Genomic DNA, 18,471 nt, shown 5'->3' on the forward strand with positions numbered 1-18,471 from the left:
GAAACAAGCATTAGAAATAATTAAAATTAGGGAATGAACACGCAAGCACAACAAAAGGCCGGAAGTCTTCACTTCTGCGGCCTTTTCCCTATATCTCATCCGGTATATCAAATGACACCATCGTTCCCTCACCCGGCTCACTTACGATCGATAATCCTTGACCATACCGTTGCAGCAACCTGCGGTTCGTGTTTACAATGCCTATTCCGCCTTTTCCACCTGGCGTAGCATGTAGCAGCTCTGCAACCTTCTCCGGTTCGATGCCTTTGCCATTATCCTTCACCTCAATACGGGTATAACCTTCATGGCGAGTGATAGTCAAACATACCGTCCCACCCACATTTCGGCTTAATAGCCCGTGTCTTACAGCATTTTCGATCAAGGGCTGAATCGATAGCGGCGGGAGAAGCAACGGAAGGTCTGGCTCTATGTTCAATACCACCGACAACCGATCCTCAAATCGTGTTTTCTCAATAAAAAGATAGGCTTCCACGAGCTCCAGCTCGTATGATAATTTCACCAGTTCCCCTGTATTGAGATAGTTGAAGCTGATCCGCAAATAGGATGAAAAAGCTTCGCCAAGCTTCCGCATATGCTCTGTATCAATATCACTTAAGACCATCAGTGAATTCAGCGTATTGAACAGGAAGTGAGGCTGAATCTGAGCCTGCAAATAGGCTGCCTCCATGCGCAGGCGCTCTTGGATGGACCGATTTAACATAGTCAATGCACGTATCCGATATTTCAGCTCCAACGCGTCTACAGGCTTCGTGACGTAATCATTCGCGCCCGACGCGAAACCCGTGTAGATATCTGGCGGTTGACTTCGTGCTGTCAACAGCAGTACGGGAAGCTCCGACATGGAGAATTGTTCCCTTACCTTTTGGGTTAACTCATAGCCGGACATATTAGGCATCATCACATCTGTAATGAGCAGATCCCACTGACGTGTGCCCAGCAATTCCATCGCTTCCTGGCCCGAACGGGCTGTAGTTATATCATATGGCTCTGTCGAAAGAATGCTGACCAATACATCCAGATTCACTGGGTCATCATCCACAGCCAGAATGGTGGCTCTCCCCTCTTTTAACAACGGAGCCATCTCCGCTGTCGCCGAAGATTCCACGTCGCCTATACCAGGGCGGGGTAACAGGAATCCGCCAGGTGCATCTTCCATCATCTCCATCGCCTGCTCCCAAATCAGGGGAAGCTGCGACTGAGCCTGATCGGTGGTTTCATGCGCGAGCGGCATATCGAAACTAAATACCGAGCCCTTTCCAAGTTCCGAGTGAACCGTTAGTGCCCCGCCGTGCAGTTCTACGAGTTGCTTGCAGATGTTCAGTCCAAGACCGATGCCTTGTCCATCACTTATTCCATATGACCCTTGTTCATACGGTAGAAAAATGCGCATCCGCGTGTCTTCATCCATACCAATGCCTGTATCCTCCACATGAATCAGAGCATGCCCTTCACGAATTTCGGCGCTTACTGAGATCGTTCCTTCCTCTGTATGTTTGAGCGCGTTATGCAGCAGATTATACAAAATCTGAACCAGTCTTTCTTCATCAGCCATGACCAGTGGGAAGGATTCTGAAATCTCCATATGAAGGCGGACCGGTTTTCGTTCTGCCATGAATTGCAGCATAGCGATAATGCCAGGCACCACCGACTGGATAGAAAGAGGAACCTGACGCAGCACAATGCGATGCTCCTTCAGCCTGACTACATCCAACAGATCCCCAAGCAGATGGGACATCCGACGACCGATCGTGATGAGCAGTTCCATATCCTCCAGGCTCCGTTCATCCAACCTGCTCTTCTCTCTGGTGACCACATTATGAGCGATATTAATGATCCCGTGCAGCGGAGTCCGCAGTTCATGCGATGTGTTCGCCAAGAACTGATCTTTAATTTTGTCACCCTTCTGCAATTCTATATTCAATTCCATGTTCTCTCTGGCATTCCTGAAGTATTTCTTGAACCAATAAGCTGAGAAGCCGGTAATGGCAAAAATGATATCCATTGGATAGTACACTGTCGTCACATCTCTGGCCGTTTCGACCACACTCCATAACAGGTTGGATGTAATCCCTCCTGCAGTAAGCAACAGAAACACAATGTCCCGGTCCGCCTGTTTCCTGAAGATCATCGTTCCAACGATGTATAGAAACCAGATCATAGATACAAGAAAGAATATGTTAATGACATTGTAATGGATCAAGGCATATGTAGTATGAATGGGCACCACCACGATTATGGCAGTATAGATCAAGGTAATGAGAACATGTAACTGAAGCCATGTTTTTCGTACATGAACCATCGCTAATCTCTGGAATAACAGAAGAATACACACATTTTGCAGCAATAATGAGATCAATCGAATTTTAATGCCCCAGGTATAATTAATAGGAAGCCATAACATCAGTATATTATCATGACCCACCATAACGGCGACGCCAACAGATAAGGTTAATATGGCGGCAACCAGTAAGGCGCGTTCCTGAGGGTTGAATGCATAGAGAATGCAGGCATACATACCGTGAAGGAGCAGAATCAGAAAGATAACCATCTGAAAACCAATGGAGTACCACCGCGAAAAATCAACAGCTGCCTGTGATCCAAAGCGAACAGGTTTGCTAATTCCGCCCATATACGGGCTGTCGTGATTAGCTACGCGAATCAGCAATTCAATCGTTGTTGTTCCTTCCTGATCGTAGGTTCCCGTATATGAGGTACTTCTGGGTATATATGTATTGCTATCCATAGCGACCGTACCCATGCCCCCGTCGGCGACTCCGTTCATCTCAATCTCGGACGAACTTCGAATTCCCTTGAACCAGAAGGTGACCGGTGTCTGAAGTGGATCTGTCAAAATGCGCAATCGATATGTTCCGTAACCGAATGAACCCTCTTGTTCCTGACTCTGTGCACTTCCCCAGTCTCCAGGGACTTGGACACTCTTCGCACCGCCATTCCTCTTCGTAAAATCTTGTTGGGTCAGCAACTCATCCGGGTAAAGTTCCCACTCCCCATTTAGGTACATGACCGGAGATTGCTCCAGATCTACGCCCCTTAAGTCAATCACTCCATTAACGGCGCGATGCTCATCAAAAGTGTGGAAAAACGTCGACCATGCCGAGCGCATGCCAATCAACACTCCAAAAATGATCAGTATGATGATCAGATATCTGTAACGTTTCACAGGTTTCGTATGCAATGATTTCATAGATTTATGTTTTCATGACTTTGGTTAAACCGAGCTTCCAGTCCTGATACCATTCGCTAATGTTTTCACTGACTGGTATCTCCAAATCTTGCTCCATTCTGGTGGTTAAGAGACGATACTGCTCCTCCACACCGAGATCGTTGTGCATTTCATCATACAATTTCATTAGAACAAAATAACTTTCTTCCTCATCCGGAAGCATCTGCTGGATACGACGCGTGCTCTCAATCACTTTCTCCCCCAGCCCCTGTTGCTGGTAATACAGACTTAGTTGTCTCATATGATACAACCACAGGTAGCGTAGTCTTTCTCGCTCAGGTTCAGCCCACATATATTCGTAATTGCCAAGATACGTGCCCTTGTATAGATGAAGCGCTTGCTCATAGGCATGAACGGTACTGTTATCCACGACTTTCCATTGCCTGATCTCTTGTTCCCACTGCTCACTATCCAACTGAGCTTCACCCAATTCGAGCCGATAGCCAGCTTCCAGGTGTCCACTCTGAATAGTGATCATATCCATGTTGCATGCTTTCAGGGTTTGGCGGACATGATACATTGCGGTATAGAGCTGATGCACCGTCTTGTCCTCTTCCAATTCAGGCCACAGCATCTCCAGCAACACGCTGCGATGAATTGTCTGATTCCGGTGGTGAAGTAAATAGGCAAATAGCTCCTGTGCCTTACTTGTACGCCACTTGGCAACTTGGATATCCCTGTCTGGAAGCTTGAATTGAATCTGATTAAAGCAGCAAATTAATGGCACATCTATATCTTTTGACCGTTGCTCGCGTTTCGAACTCAGTTTCTCCCGTACTCGGCTCACCGTCTGCTTTAATCGATCCTTCTGGATGGGCTTCATGACATAGTCCAAAGCCTGTAGATCGAAGGCATGCACTGCATATTGGTCGTAGCTGGTCACAAAAATAATTTCGACCCCAGGTACTGTGGCCTGAATCTGTTTCCCCAGATCCATACCGTCCATCTCTGGCATATGGATATCCAGAAACACCACATCAGGGCGGTGCTCCATAATTCCCCCTATAGCCTCTGTCGGATTCATATATGTAGCGATAATTTCAATACCGCTTACTTCTTTCTCTAGTGATTTTTGAAGGCCTATCAACGCTAGACGTTCGTCGTCAACCAATATCACTTTCACCGGAGCTTCCTCCTCGACCCTAAAGTCTTGAGATTTATTTACACTATTATATCATAGGAATTTTAAGTATTTAGATTCTTGTTATTTTTAATTTCTAGCAATTTAATTGTATAATACTTAACAGAAGACAGGTTAACAGATCCGGTCTGGAAGAGAGGAAGGTTCCATATGTCAGATGCTAATCATAGCTTTGGGCAAGCCCTAGTCAAATCATTAGTGGGCGAACGCGGTCATATCCGCATCGCTCGTGCTCTACCCGATATTGATGTCACACTTGCTGCTCGTACGCACGATGCTATGCCATATACGATCTATCAGTTGGTGAAGCACATGCATTATTGGCAGCAATTCATGCTCGAGCACTTGGAAGGACGCAAGCCGCAGCTCCCTGCTAACGTGAGCGAGAGCTGGCCTGAAGAGAAAGGTCCACAGGATGAAGACACGTGGAAGGCGGATATTCAGGCATTCTTGGATGGGGTTGATCGAGCGGTAGCCATTGCGGAAACGGCACAATTGGATGATGCACTTCTCTATTTCCCAGGGGAAACCAAGGCAGGACTCCTACGCAATATCGCCTCGCACAACTCGTATCATCTGGGCGAGATTGTTCTGCTTCGCCGCTTCTACGGCGCATGGCCTCCTCCAGGTGGTGGATTCCCGGCGTAAACCGGAAAGAATCCGATAGAACGAAAACAAGCCGCAAGGGAATGTCTTTTCCTCGCGGCTTGTTTTGCTTTTACCATTCTGTGCATTGTCTAGATAGCGATAGTGTAGAAGCACTTCAACACAACCGTACTATACATACTTTACTGCATCCATATGTCTGAACGTGCTACTGTTCATAAGGTTCTAAACCTCCGGAGTCATTAACCCTTGGATAAACGTCTCAAAGTTCGGTGCCAGTGGAATGATCTCTTTGGGATTCTCCCTTTTCACATAGACTACCTCGGGTTCTCCGTCATTACCGAATGAACGATAATCCAGCATGACGACCCCTGACTCCGAAGGAGATACCGCGATGACCACCCCAATCTCCGGATAGCCTTCACGCTCAATCAAAGTCCAGCTGCCCTGTACACCGGCTAACGTGCGAGGCTTCTCACGGCCAATACCCAGTATGCCTTCAATTTCAACATAATCCGTAGCTCCCGTATCTGTGTTCGCTACAGGGAAATAACGATTGTACGGAATACCGCCGTTATGTACCTTCATCATCTCAATGTACGAGGCTGGGAGTCGGAACACCAATTGCTCCTCGACAGAATCAATGAGACCGTCACTTGGCGGATTGGACACATAATGTTCCAATGCCTGCTCACTATCGTTCCAGAATTCACCGGATTCCGGTCTGGGAACGGTTTGAAGAGTCGCTACAACGTCAACGGGTACACGGAATTCCTCGACAGCCTCTGGGCCCGTTTCAACTTCAGGTTCAGACTCGGACGGCTCCTCAATTTTACTTCGAATCCACTCCAGAAACTCCAGCGTATCTTCATCCTCAGGCTCCAATTCATCCGCTCTTTCGAACGCCTGCAGCGCATGCGCATATTGCTCCAGATAATAATAAGCCAGTCCAATCCGGTAATGCCAGAGTGGGTCACCTGTGCCCTCTTTGGCAACTGTCAGGAATTGTTCAACCGCTTCTTCATACTGTTCCAAGTTATTCAGCGCTCGTCCCAAATGGTTAACCAGCTCATAATCTCTTTCTTCCACAGGAATCGCTTGGATTGCATCTACAATTTCCTGAAATTCATCTTCTTCATGCCACTCTTGCAATTGAACCAACAGATCGTCTCTCATTCTCTTTTCCTCCCCGTTCATTCACTCATGATTACGTATTGAAAATTATACCACTATCCGGATCACCATCTCCAGCAAAGCAAGATCCTTAGGGATCTCATGAATCGATATCTTTTCATTTCGGATGACAAAGCTAAAAGAGGTAACCTGAACCCGGTTAAGAAAACCAGGTAGGCTACCTCCTCTATTCCTTCCACTATATTGCATTCTTAATTCAATTCAGCAACTCAACACAATCGTAGACCCAGCCTGCACTTAACCAGTTACCCAAGTCACTGGAACCGCTGATCGGCGTAATCGTGATAGTATTGGAACCATTCACGAAGTAGGATGCTGGAACATTCCAGCTAAAGGTTGTGTTGTTGCCACGATACGTACCAATGGTGAAGCTACGAGAATTGGGCTGTGAAGATGCAGCAGGATTGGTTAAAGCATGTCCATTAACCGTTACACTCGGTCTGCCATTATTGTAGGCTGCGGTAATACCGATGTTGAGCATATGAGAAGATGCCGCTTGAGATGCATTCAAGTTAAACGTTATTGTGGTTGGAGAATTCTGACCACGGAACTGGATTGCCGGGAATCGATTAGTCGCGCTACCGGTAGCATAAGTGACAGGCCCCCAGCTTGGGTTGCGACTATCGGAAGGGTGACGAATCGGTATCGTCTGTCCATTCAGGAATTCCCGTGGTGTACCATCCCAGTTACCGATTCGCCAGATGCTGGAGGCTTGACTCGGATCATTATTGATCGTACGCGTATTCAGTGTCGTCGTTTGTCCTGCTGTAACACTAACCGTTTCCGTGTATACGGCCAGTTCTCCTTTATAGGCTGTCATGGTGTACGTCCCCGGGATCATACTGTATTTAGCGGCCGCCCCACTTGAAGACGTCCCTACCCAATACTGGGCACTGCTATTGGCGAAACCAATCGTGTACGCATAACCTGCATCCATCCCGCTGAGACCATTAAGCACGACATTCCCCCGACTGGATACCCAACCTTGCAGATTCAGACCAGACATCCAGCTGAAATCGGGTACACTCGGCGTACCACCCGTTGTGAAGATCAAAGCGTACGGCCCATGCAGACCCAGACGCCAATTTTCCGTCTGTGCATGTCCCGAGTTCATATAATTATATACTTCCGTCTCTGTTCCACTTTGGAACTGGATGTCACGGAAGAATGGTCCACCAGAGCTTTTTTCCCGATTGCCGTAGGCCATAAATACACCGACGCCATTACCCGTGACCCCACGAACGGATAAATCTTTAGCCTGATCATTACCATAATATTTCGAGGCACTTTGACCATTTGCGAAACCAAATACATCCTGACTCTCGATCGCCCCTGTGTTGCCCCGATTATTTGAATTGGCCGGAACACCCGTCAACACACTACCATTACCGCGGAAAATGTAACGCAGCTCCCCGATCGAAGGTTGAGCCGTGATATGCGTTGCCATGTATATGATGTTCTCTCCACCACGCGAAGCATAATAGTGAGTTAGTGTGCTTGTCGATACCGTGATTAACACGGTCGATCCTGAAGGAGAGGTATTCCAAGTTACATTGGCGGAGGAGCCCAATCCTGAACCGATATGCGATCCCCTGTTGCTGTTTAGCTCCGTACCGTTCATTTTCGCCGAGATAATATCGCCATTAGTTTTGTTCACCACATAGACTAATCCTGAACCGGTGTTCACTTCAATTCTGGAGCCGTTATCGGTAACATTAATGGTTGCCGCGTGTCCGGTAGATGCAGGGTATACAGCAGCTGTTGCGATCATAACGACTATTAAAAGCAAGCCAAGCGCCTTTCTCACTATACGTTGATTCATGAGTAAGTTCCTCCTTGGAATCCATTTAATAAAGCGCTTACATTATAATATATAACAACCGACACTTCCGTCTCATATCGATATGTCTGCTATGCGGGCATGTCCATAATCACTGAAATGTTATGTCTGCGTGCGTATAGAGTAGAGTCGTTACTTCATGTAAATCTGATCTGGCCACCCCCTTCTTAAATTACTCTTCTACATACAAGGATTCTTACAATTCCAATAAAATAATACCATTATATTACATATGCATGCAATGGAAATGAACCATATATTCGATAGAAAATTCTCAAAACAAAAAACGCAGCTTCACAAGCTGCGCTTTAGATATCAAACAGGTCAAACCAGATACTCCGCCATGATCTGCTCGATATCGTACGGCGTAACGCCTTGATCCACCGAATAGATCGTATCTGCCTGATCCATTGTATCCACCAGTTCTCCTCTAGCTTTGGCATGGAGCATGAACAAGTCATGCAGATCGGGTTTGCGTAAATTCGTTAGCGCTTTGCCCATCAGAACCATACCTTTTTGATTGCCTTCCACATTGTTGTAGTAATCCGGATGGCTTGTCAGCGCCAGATCTGTCCAGATGACGGTACGTTCGACCAGGTCCATAATGACAGGGATCGCAATCTGCATATCCGCGGTAATATCGATTTTGTTCGCTACGGTGGACGGTTCGAAAATCTCGCCAGACCCCGGTTTCTTCCGCATCATCCAGCCCACAAAACATTCGGGCAGATCACAATACGGATGACTGGTAAACGATAGCAGTGTCGCCACCACATATCGTCCACCATAGGCCACGATGGATGGAATATGCAGATCAATGAACTCACTTGCTCCGTTAGGTGCGGTCACGATATCTCCGCTATGAACAGCCTTATAGTTAGAGGATCGCAGATTCGTATAGGAAATATGCTCCACATAGTTCCAGTCCTTATCGTACATCACCGCAGACAAGTCAATGTCTACGCGCCCTGTAGACTGGCCATCCACGTCCCCCTCTTTCCACCAGTTGAAGAAACGAATCGTATCTCCCTCGGCCATTGGTACACGACTCCCACGAACAATGGTATGCAGAGCCTTACTCGCCGATCTCTGGGAAAAGGGTACCAGATAATCATGGAGCTGCGGATCGACATAGGTCTTTCCAAGCGGGGCAAGGGCTGCGAAGCGCTCTATCAATGCCCGCTCGCACAATTGCACGACATCCTGACACGTGGCTTCATCGATCTCTGGCAGCTCATTCGGAACAGCAAAAGCTTTGGCTACATTGCCTTTCGGGAAGAAGACACGCAGATCCTGCCGTTCATTACGCTGAGCAAAATGCTGTCTCACCTGCAATAACACCGGGGTGGATACTTGCGGTATAACTTCACCAAATGCCAGCAGCACATACGCTTCATCTTCGGTCATCCGCAGCAAGTGATCCAGTCTTCTCGCGAATTCACCTGGACGCTGTGACAACAGATCGATCAGACTCCAGACATTCCGATATTGGAAGGCAAGCTCCACACTTCCGTTGAAGGTCGAATACGGCTTATTATTACGCAAAATATCAAAGGCTTCTTCGCATCGCGGATACCGAAGCTTATATTCCGAAGGATGAAGAATTTCGCCAAGGCGAATCCAGCGATCCTTATAGCGCAGCATATCCTCGATTATTGAACCGCACTGCTCCAACAATCCGAGTAGCAAGCGTCTTTCGCGACGTTTGAATTTCCGAAAGGGAGACGCTGCTGCCAGGCTGACATCACCATTAGACCACGCGACAACCAGACGGAGAACATCACTTGCGGTTTTGAAGTACGGACCGATCCGGTCGATGTTCGCCTTTTCATGTTTCAACAGCGAGGCAACCACAAAGCCCACATTTTCTTTGAACGGAATCTCGGCGGGTAATAGCGCATCTACTTCTTCAGGGTCTGCATGTTCCAATACCGTATCGATATCTGCCTTGTCTGTTTCCGAGATGGAACCCTTGGCTTCAATGACCTGGCGGATCAGCGTCTGGAATGCTTGTTTGTTGCCCAAACCAATGACTTTTAAGTCCGTCTTCTCCAGTAAAGGCGTTCTCTCCACAAATTGTTGATCCGGATAGACAACATTCAGATGAGTCAGATAATGAATAATCGCATTGAGATATAACTCGGCTTCATCCGCTTGCATTACCTGCATCGGGAATCCTGCATACATCGGTTTGTATTTCACATGTGCGCCGACCAAGACTCTCAGATCAGCTACAAGTTGAATATATACTGCTTCAAATTGTTCCTTGGACAGCTGCCGCATCGCCTGCATTAACTCATCCGAGAAGGTGTATCCGAGTGCTTCAATATTTTTAAGGGCAGTCGCCAGATGAGTCTTCGGTAACTGTTGTTTCCCTTCGTTTGATTCGATAATGAGTTTGTTCGCTCTGCGCAAATAGATTGTATTGTTCATGATAAAAGAGTCCAGGAAAGCCACATCCCTATATAACGTGAAAGGTTAGGGTTAGAAGGAAGGAATGTGATAGCCTGGACGCCTCCTCTCTGAAATGAAATCTTCAGGAGAGCTGCGACCCTATTTTCGCCAATGAAGTTAGAAGGAAGGATCGCAATAGCCTGAAGGCCAGCGGTTCGAAGTTCGTCACCCGAACCTCTGGTGAACCCATCATCTCAGATTCCACGATCTGCCAACAGGGCGAAAGTATTACGACATGATACAATGACCTAATTTGTACCGGATAATGAGTCTGCCCAGTCATCTACAGATCTAACCTCTGCCTGAAGAGGGAATACTTTTTCGGTGAGCACACGATGTACCTCAGGATCAGCATCGATGCAGGCATCCGAGAGCACGGTGAGCGCATAGTCTTTATCCGCAGCCTCCCTCAAAGTCGACAGAACAACTCCGCTTGTCGCAATCCCACTAAGAATGAGTGTGTCTATCTGGCGGGACCGAAGAATGACCTCCAGATCGCTTCCGGCGAATGCGCTGACCCGAACCTTGGTCACAATAGGCTCGTCCGGCTGGGGTTGTACAGATTCATCAATCTGCACCGCAGCTTCCATAGCTGCCACCGCATCTGCTCCAGCTCCAGCCCGACCAGGAATTCCGCCGAACATTTTGTTGCGTGAACTAATCTCCGGATAACCCGGGCGGAACGCCACTCTTATATAGATCACAGGAATCCCGTGACTACGTGCAGTCTCAATTGCTTTTTGAAATGGTAGCAGGGCCTCTCTATCTTTAACAAACTGCGACACGACACTCTTTTGCATATCCATGATCAGCAACGCACTTTTGCTCATTGAATGTGGCATGTTATCCTTCTCCTTTGGAATTGAGTTTAGAAATTCAGAATAGGTTAATATTATTCTCCCGAAATAAACGGAGGAATGGTTCCGTTTAAAATTATACGGAGGTCGCCCTCCGTTTGTCAACAAATCAACAGTGGGGTATATTTATGAAAGAGGTGTGATCCCATAATGTCTAATAAAAACAATCCTACTCCTGACGGTGAGGTTACGCATACAGATTCCATCGTCGCTCAGGTTCCAGAGAAGACACTGCGTGCAGATGCCAAGAAAAATCGGGACAAGCTGCTCCGTGTCGCGCATGAAATTTTTAAAACCGAGGGCATTGCTGTCTCAATGGATGAGATTGCAAAGCGTACCGGTGTCGGTATAGGCACGGTCTATCGCCATTTCCCAACGAAGGAAGATCTGTTCGGGGCTGTCATCGCCAGCCACAAGATGCGTCTGATGGAAGAGGCTGATCAATTGCTTCATCACGACGATCCGGGCGAAGCATTTTTTCAATATTTCACCAAAATCATAAGCGAGGGGATTGCCAACAAGGCGATTACCGATGCTCTTGTTAGCAGTTTGACTATAGACACTGGCCGCTCAGAGATAGCCAATCAGTTCTGGCGTGGCATTACCCGACTGCTAGAGCGAGCGCAGCAACATGGCTCCGTGCGGGCGGATGCCAGCATTGAGGATATTAAAATCATGCTGATCGGTGTGCTTCAAGCCACCGGGAATCGAGGAATTTTCCCGGAACGCGTTGTATCGATCCTGTGTGATGGTCTGCGTAACGGTTAGAGAGAAATTCATACAAGAACTGAGGATACAAGATGCCGCTTCAAACACTATATAACGAATATATCAATATCAAATGGAAACGTAGTCGAACGCCTGCCCATACCGAACCTTTTGAATATGGAATATATGAAGATGGTAGCGCAGACTTATTTTTGACTGATTCATCCGAGGAGACCTTTACGAACTGGATGAGTCAACTCCAGCCCAAAGATCCGTACTATGGCGCCAAACCAAACGGGAAACCCGTTCTCACCGATGTGTTCAACCAACTTGATATGTATGACGAACTCACCCTGTATTATTTGTTGTTTACAATTAATACCACGATGTCGATTAACACGTATAATTGTTACAGCGACATGAATGATTTCATGAAAAGTTACAGCTTCTTTCAGTTGTCCCAACTGAGCGAAGCCATCAGACTCAACGATGAACAAAAGCAACAGTTACGAGACATTTTCTACTTTTTCTACCTGTATGCCCATCCCGTCAATGAAGAGACTCTGTACGCCTGCTCATTCACCGAGAACCGTTTGATATACACACAAAAAGCCATCTCTTTGGATCGTTATTTCTCGGCGTTTCATGACCACTATTGTGAAAATAGAGAGCTATATAGTGAACATATTGTTATCACTCCTCATGAAATTCAGGTCTGCAAACACCTGACACTGGAGCTGTTAGCTGTAATAGAGGGTAGATCACCCAAGCTTAGTATGCCTTCAGAGAAGGGGTTGGAGTCCGTCGTAGCGTTAATCAGCGATGTGGATCAAATGCTAGAAATGTACGAAGGTGACCGGATCGCGTTGTTTAACATCATGGGGGACTTTCTGGCTGAAGATGGTTCCAATCTGTATCGTGACCATTGCTTCACGACATTGCTTCAGAATTATGCTTTATATATTCTGTATTTCAATTTTGACGAGCTTCATACACTAGTAGATCATTTCAAAGTTACCCCGTTATGGTGCGAGATTATCATCAATAAAATGTTCACGGATACCATCTTCATGCGGTGGTTTATGAAACGGAAAGATATCGACATTACGACTTACCCCGATGTCATTCAGTTCTTCAACGAAGAAGCTAGCAAGATGTATCTGTAAATTACAGCATCTTTATTGTTCTTGTTACCACTAAAAAAAGCCTTTGCCGACCCCCAATGTCAGCAAAGGCTTTTCGTTTTAGATTGTGTTTATTGATCAATCAAGTTTGTTACTTTCAACATTCTTGCAATCAATGCGGTGACCTCAGCACGGGTCATCGTGGTCTTCGGACTCAGCACCTCTGGCCCGTTACCTTGGATGATTCCAGCTGCAATCAACTGGGCTACATCTTCTTTTGCCCAATTCGATACATTCGCTGCATCACTGTAACGTTCCAGTTCAGAATTCATCTGATCCGGGCTGATTGCCGCTTCTGGTTCAATCAGACGGTAGGCACGAGCAACCATGGCAAATCCCTGCTCACGTGTGATTTCCTGATTACCGTAGAAGTTACCATTATCGTAACCGCGAACGATACCGAATTCATTCGCAAGGGCTACCGCAGAGCGGAACCATGCGGAATCGTTAACGTCAGGGAATAGATTCTGTGGTGCATCCTGACGCATTAAGCCCAGTCCAAGTACAACAATCTCGGCAAACTCAGAACGGGTAACCTGACGGTTCGGTGAGAATGTGTTATCTCCATTACCTTGCAAATCCAATCTTGCAGCGATGTTGTTCACATCGGTTTTGCCCCAATGAGATCTGGCATCTTCAAAATCCTGCGGGTTCCAGATAACCGAGTAACTTCCGCTACTACGCAAGTCATTAATGAGTGCATAGTAACGACTACTGATCTTGGTAACAACCGTTGGTACATGGAAGATGCTACCGTCCGGATTAATGATTACACCTGTGGTAATCCGATTCGGATCGATACCTTCTGGAAGTGCAATATACTTCGGTGCATAGCCGTTCAGCTGGTCGGATCTAACGGTTTGTCCATCTTTCGTAAACGTCAGATCCAGATCAACCGGTGTCACAAGTAATTCGTATCCTTGAGAAGCGGCTCTCGTTTCGGCGCTGTCAATCAACGCATCCGAGGAACGTGCAATATCAATATGGACATCAATATCATTCAATGCTGCATTACCAAGCTGTCTGGACACACCATTCAAGTCCATTTTACCGCCAGGTACCGGATAGATCGCCAACGGATTGCTAATGTTCAGTTTGGAACCTTGATCTACCAATTGTTTCAGTGTTTCCAGGGTTAAACCGTCCACCTTCATATCACCATCATTCGGCGAATGAATCGCGAACTGCTGCCCTGTGCCTTGTGACATGGCGACGTTCAATTTGGCTGGATCAACTTGAACCCATGTTTGGTTGTCGTCAGAAGGCTTGGAAGTCGCGTAAGGCTGGTGACTGCCATCCTGGGTTGTTTCCAGATTATCCTTCACCGGTGCCGGAGTTGGCGTTGCTGTGGGTACTGGCGCAGGTACTGGTGTGCTTCCACTGTTACCTCCTGTATTTCCACCGCCGCCATTGTTTCCTCCACCGTTGTTACCATTGTCACTGGCTGCTCTGTTCACGTTGATTTTGTACTTCGTAACATGGCCAAGTGAGTCCGTGACTTTAACAACAATCGTATTTCCTCCAACTTGAAGAGGTAAATTCTCACTTGCACTACCACTTGTAACCTCGTTCCATTCTCCATCTCCAACAGCTATTTCAATCTTGGAAAGTGGATCAATTGCTGTTGGCGTTAACTGGAATTGATATACGCTATTCGTCACAGAAATTGTGTACGTGTCTTTAGCAGGATCAAAGGCCGGAGACAAACTTCCGGAGGATGGGATCAGCGTCTGCAGTGAAGATGGGTCTGTTCCGGGTACTTCAGTGAGACCCTCCCAAGCATCCACTAAATCCTGATGAGCTTTGTCTACTTGTTCTTGTGCTGCATTCTCGTCAGCCAGTACCCGCTCAGCTTCTTTCATCGCATCATCAAGTGTCTTCCAGCTATCTACCGTATACTTCATTTCATTCAGGTTTTCACCCTGGATTCTATCATGTTCATTTTTCAGCACTGACGTGTCGACACCAGTACCAGGCTTTTTGGTAAGCCCCTTCCGGGCATCCACCAAATCCTGATAAGCCTTTTCCACGTGTTCCGGTGTTGCATTCTCGTCGTCGAACACGGATTCAGCAACTCCTAACGCATCTTGCAGCGTTTGCCATGTTTCTGGTGTGTACTCCTCTTCGTCCAGTTCGCCCGTTTCGATCTTACCGTTAATTTCATCAGCTTTGGCTTTCAGCTTCGCCTTATCAATAGCAACAACGTAACTTTTCGAATTCGACCCTTTTGAATCTGAATAGGCTGGGTTGTTCGTCTTCGCTCTGACTGTCACCGTGTAAGCGCCAGCTTCCAGCGGCGGTTCCAATTGCGACAGGTTAAGTACTATATCGGTTACCTCTACCGTCCGCTTCTTGCCGTCTTCCAGTTCAATTGTTACTTCATATTTATCTGCATGCTCAACTGCTTCCCATTTCAACTCATCGTCGGTCAGTGTAACGTCTGGTACCGTCAAAGGAGTGGCAGCAGTTGCAATAGTAAAGTACGAGTTCGGACCAAAGTTTGAGGTATTAAGGGTTACTTCGCCGTTCTCAATTAAATGTATTGAGTCTGGAGCACCAAATTGATCATCGCCGCTGATTACAACATACTGAGGCAACTCCGGGGTATCCCCCGTTTCGTCCACTTGAAGTGTAATTTGTGTTTCAGCCCATTTTGATTTATGTACTTTGTAGATACGCTCCATCCCAAGCAGTTTTTTCTCATCTTTCGTAATCGGTGTTTTGAATTCAGTACTTGAACCATTGTCACCAAACGTAAAGAAAGAAGAATCATTTGAAAATTTATTTTTATTTGTAGAATTGGTATCCTTAACACTGTCTCCCAATGCAAGCGTCAACGTAGATCCCTGTTCCTGCGCTTTGGCTTGTTTCTGCATTAAGCCGCTCTGATCATCTCGACCGATGCTTGTAATGCGATGGGTATAGACCTTATTTACACTTGAATCCCAGATCATATCCATGTTGGAATCAAAATATGAATTGGCTGTAGCCTGATCCAGCGTATAGCCGTATTTGATTGCCAGATATGTACTGACTTTTTGACGTTCTGGGTCCGTCAGAGCATGGTCAAATACGATAATTTCTTCAATTGTACCCTGCCAATAGCTTTTATTAATTGCAGTTGCCGGGATAAGCTTACCAACTACAGCTCCGTCAGAATTACCGGTATCCCACTCCTTATTAAATTCTTTTCCATATCCATTCAGATCCTGTACCTTTTTCATTTTGCTGTATAATCTAGCTATGTTGGATTCCGTGTTCCCACCTGTCCAAGTAACAAATAGCTCGTTTGGAAACGTCGTTTCCATAAAGCTGTCGGGAGAGTATAATGTCTGGTTAGGGGAACTGTTAAATGTCGTCAAGCCGCCCCTTGTGTCAACTTGCAGCATCCCCATACCCGTATAAGGCCCCGTATGACTGCCCCAGGAAGTGATATATCTGATTACTCCAGTTATATTAGTTTTACTAACCGTAATAATTGATCTGGGACTCTTCCCTTGAGGAAGCTTACTTACATCCAGATTCATAAAACTACTCGTGCCGTTATATTCCAATACCGGATTGAAATTAATATTATGACTCTTATCATCCCAATAAATTGGTTGGTTATCGACCTCATTTTGCGTTGCGTTATTTACTTTACTGCCTTGATCTTCCCAGATACTCACCTTTTCGCCGCTGGCAACTCCGTTTACCCGCTCTGGTCGTAGCCATAGTGAAGGGGATCCAACTCCGCCCGGACCAACAGGAGTCTGGTCAGTCGCCTCCGCTTGAGCTAAACTCATTGGCAACGTTCCAATCGCCAGAATAAAGGAAAGAACCAGCATGGACATTCTTTGCCATGGTTTCTTCCGGATTTCTGCTGTGTACATAGTTTCCTCCTACTTAATATGTTATTTTTGGACTGCTTACTGACTCAAAACATCATATCTACCCTCATCTTGCTTATTCTACACATAGTCTCTTACCAAACTCTTACCAAACTCCTCAATAACAAATACAACAAAAAACAGCCCTGCAAATGAAGCTGCAAGGCTGTGTACTTTCAATCAAATATTCGAATTTTTCCATTGTTGGTACCATAACTCGACTTCCAGGCCAGGACGTATGCCCGCCTCTTGTTCTAACGCAGTAACTAACTGATTATATTGAGCAATCACAGGATCTTTGTTGCCTAATCGATCATAGGTCTTCATTAACGCCAGTCCAACTTGCTCCAATGAAGGCTCGAATTGCTGTACCCGATGATATAATGTGAGTGCTTCCGTGTGCTGTCCCAGTTCAATATAGTATTGTGCAAGCTGCATGGCGTGGTTACGCCAAAGGGCATGCAAGCGCTGACGCTCCAGCTCAGCCCATACGTAATCATCCTCACCATAATATTTACCTTCATATTGATCTGAAGTCTGCCGATGTTCAACTATTGTAGACGAGGATAACAGAGACAATTGGTTAAGACGACTTTCCCATTCTTCCACATCAACCCTGAATTCTCCTGTTTCCAATAGATAACCAAACTGTTGATAACGAATGACCATCTTGTCCTCGCCCATGAATTCGTTCATCATGCTGCGTAAGCGATGGATCCCACTGTGCAGATTGGATATACCTCTCCGCTCATCCAACTCTGGCCACAACAGTTCAAGTAGCGTATCCCGCTTAATCGGTTTGTTCCGATGGTGGAGCAAATAGGCGAATAACTCTCTAATCTTGGTTGTTCTGAACTTCATATGTTTTGGCGGCTCATTTGGGTGCACTTGGACTTGGAGCATCCCCAGACAACGAATCAACATGGATGGCCCTTCTGCTATATTCAGACTTGCTGACACCGTTCGGCGTTGATACATCTTCATCGTTTTTTCCAAACGGTCACGTGTTACAGGCTTCATGATATAGTCGAGCACTTCAAGCCCATAGGCCGTCAGTGCATGTTCGTTATATGCGGTTGTGAAAATAACTTCTGTCCCAGGAGAAACCTCATGGATACGTTCGGTCGCCTCGATCCCGTTCATCCCCGGCATTTGAACGTCCATGAAGACGATTTCCGGCAGATGAATTTCGATCTGATCTATGGCTTCCTGTGCCGTCAGAAAAGAGCCGATAACTACGCAATCCTCTCTCTCTAGCAACAGTTTGTTCAACCTGCTCAGAGCGAGATATTCATCATCTACCAAAATCACTCTCATATGCACAACTCCTCTGGCTCACTGATCACTCTTTAA

The 18,471-nt window shown here is 46.4% G+C and carries 11 protein-coding genes; 3 read left to right on the plus strand and 8 right to left on the minus strand.

Translation table 11 applies throughout. From position 1 onward, the window contains the following. Window positions 1-88: 88 nt before the first annotated feature. Both MHI06_RS29170 and MHI06_RS29175 read right to left on the minus strand, forming a co-directional pair. Window positions 89-3,226: an ATP-binding protein gene (locus MHI06_RS29170; RefSeq protein WP_340399956.1), complete on the minus strand. Its 3,138-nt coding sequence runs from the start codon at window positions 3,224-3,226 to the stop codon at window positions 89-91. Between the two features lie 4 nt (window positions 3,227-3,230). Continuing rightward, on the minus strand, window positions 3,231-4,388 hold the full coding sequence (locus MHI06_RS29175; protein ID WP_340399957.1) for a response regulator: 1,158 nt from the start codon (window positions 4,386-4,388) through the stop codon (window positions 3,231-3,233). Window positions 4,389-4,556: 168 nt separating this feature from the next. Between MHI06_RS29175 and MHI06_RS29180 the strand changes: the two genes are divergently transcribed. Continuing rightward, window positions 4,557-5,054, plus strand: coding sequence for a DinB family protein (locus tag MHI06_RS29180; protein WP_340399958.1), 498 nt, complete (start codon window positions 4,557-4,559; stop codon window positions 5,052-5,054). Between the two features lie 183 nt (window positions 5,055-5,237). On the opposite strand, the gene MHI06_RS29185 is transcribed toward MHI06_RS29180, so the two are convergent. From MHI06_RS29185 to MHI06_RS29200, 4 genes are all read right to left on the minus strand, one after another. Next, entirely contained in the window at window positions 5,238-6,188 is a 951-nt protein-coding gene (locus tag MHI06_RS29185) for an SMI1/KNR4 family protein (protein WP_340399959.1), read from the minus strand. 214 nt (window positions 6,189-6,402) lie between these two features. Further along, window positions 6,403-8,028, minus strand: a complete 1,626-nt coding sequence (locus MHI06_RS29190) for a rhamnogalacturonan lyase B N-terminal domain-containing protein (RefSeq protein ID WP_169482189.1) — start codon at window positions 8,026-8,028, stop codon at window positions 6,403-6,405. 342 nt (window positions 8,029-8,370) lie between these two features. Further along, window positions 8,371-10,479 (minus strand): cytoplasmic protein, encoded by a 2,109-nt coding sequence (locus MHI06_RS29195; protein ID WP_340399960.1) that lies wholly within the window; start codon window positions 10,477-10,479, stop codon window positions 8,371-8,373. Window positions 10,480-10,748: 269 nt separating this feature from the next. Further along, window positions 10,749-11,342, minus strand: a complete 594-nt coding sequence (locus MHI06_RS29200; protein ID WP_340399961.1) for a cysteine hydrolase — start codon at window positions 11,340-11,342, stop codon at window positions 10,749-10,751. Between the two features lie 165 nt (window positions 11,343-11,507). On the opposite strand from MHI06_RS29200, the gene MHI06_RS29205 reads away from it, so the two are divergent. Both MHI06_RS29205 and MHI06_RS29210 read left to right on the plus strand, forming a co-directional pair. Continuing rightward, window positions 11,508-12,125 carry a TetR/AcrR family transcriptional regulator gene (locus MHI06_RS29205; RefSeq protein WP_340399962.1) on the plus strand — a complete coding sequence of 206 codons (618 nt, stop codon included), beginning with the start codon at window positions 11,508-11,510 and terminating at the stop codon, window positions 12,123-12,125. A 32-nt stretch (window positions 12,126-12,157) separates the two neighbouring features. Next, window positions 12,158-13,231 (plus strand): hypothetical protein, encoded by a 1,074-nt coding sequence (locus tag MHI06_RS29210; protein ID WP_340399963.1) that lies wholly within the window; start codon window positions 12,158-12,160, stop codon window positions 13,229-13,231. 89 nt (window positions 13,232-13,320) lie between these two features. Here MHI06_RS29210 and MHI06_RS29215 read toward each other — a convergent pair whose 3' ends face one another. Then, entirely contained in the window at window positions 13,321-17,121 is a 3,801-nt protein-coding gene (locus MHI06_RS29215; RefSeq protein ID WP_340399964.1) for an S-layer homology domain-containing protein, read from the minus strand. Between the two features lie 177 nt (window positions 17,122-17,298). Further along, a complete protein-coding gene (locus MHI06_RS29220) occupies window positions 17,299-18,435 on the minus strand; it encodes a response regulator (protein WP_340399965.1) in 1,137 nt (378 codons plus the stop codon). Window positions 18,436-18,471 lie beyond the last annotated feature (36 nt).

This window comes from Paenibacillus sp. FSL H8-0079 (genome assembly GCF_037991315.1).
GTDB lineage: Bacteria > Bacillota > Bacilli > Paenibacillales > Paenibacillaceae > Paenibacillus.

Bases quoted from the DNA above. Each gene is read 5' to 3' on its own strand.
- MHI06_RS29170 (WP_340399956.1), bottom strand. From the start codon at position 3,226: ATGAAATCATTGCATACGAAACCTGTGAAACGTTACAGATATCTGATC.
- MHI06_RS29180 (WP_340399958.1), top strand. From the start codon at position 4,557: ATGTCAGATGCTAATCATAGCTTTGGGCAAGCCCTAGTCAAATCATTA.
- MHI06_RS29185 (WP_340399959.1), bottom strand. From the start codon at position 6,188: ATGAGAGACGATCTGTTGGTTCAATTGCAAGAGTGGCATGAAGAAGAT.
- MHI06_RS29190 (WP_169482189.1), bottom strand. From the start codon at position 8,028: ATGAATCAACGTATAGTGAGAAAGGCGCTTGGCTTGCTTTTAATAGTC.
- MHI06_RS29195 (WP_340399960.1), bottom strand. From the start codon at position 10,479: ATGAACAATACAATCTATTTGCGCAGAGCGAACAAACTCATTATCGAA.
- MHI06_RS29200 (WP_340399961.1), bottom strand. From the start codon at position 11,342: ATGCCACATTCAATGAGCAAAAGTGCGTTGCTGATCATGGATATGCAA.
- MHI06_RS29205 (WP_340399962.1), top strand. From the start codon at position 11,508: ATGTCTAATAAAAACAATCCTACTCCTGACGGTGAGGTTACGCATACA.
- MHI06_RS29210 (WP_340399963.1), top strand. From the start codon at position 12,158: ATGCCGCTTCAAACACTATATAACGAATATATCAATATCAAATGGAAA.
- MHI06_RS29215 (WP_340399964.1), bottom strand. From the start codon at position 17,121: ATGTACACAGCAGAAATCCGGAAGAAACCATGGCAAAGAATGTCCATG.
- MHI06_RS29220 (WP_340399965.1), bottom strand. From the start codon at position 18,435: ATGAGAGTGATTTTGGTAGATGATGAATATCTCGCTCTGAGCAGGTTG.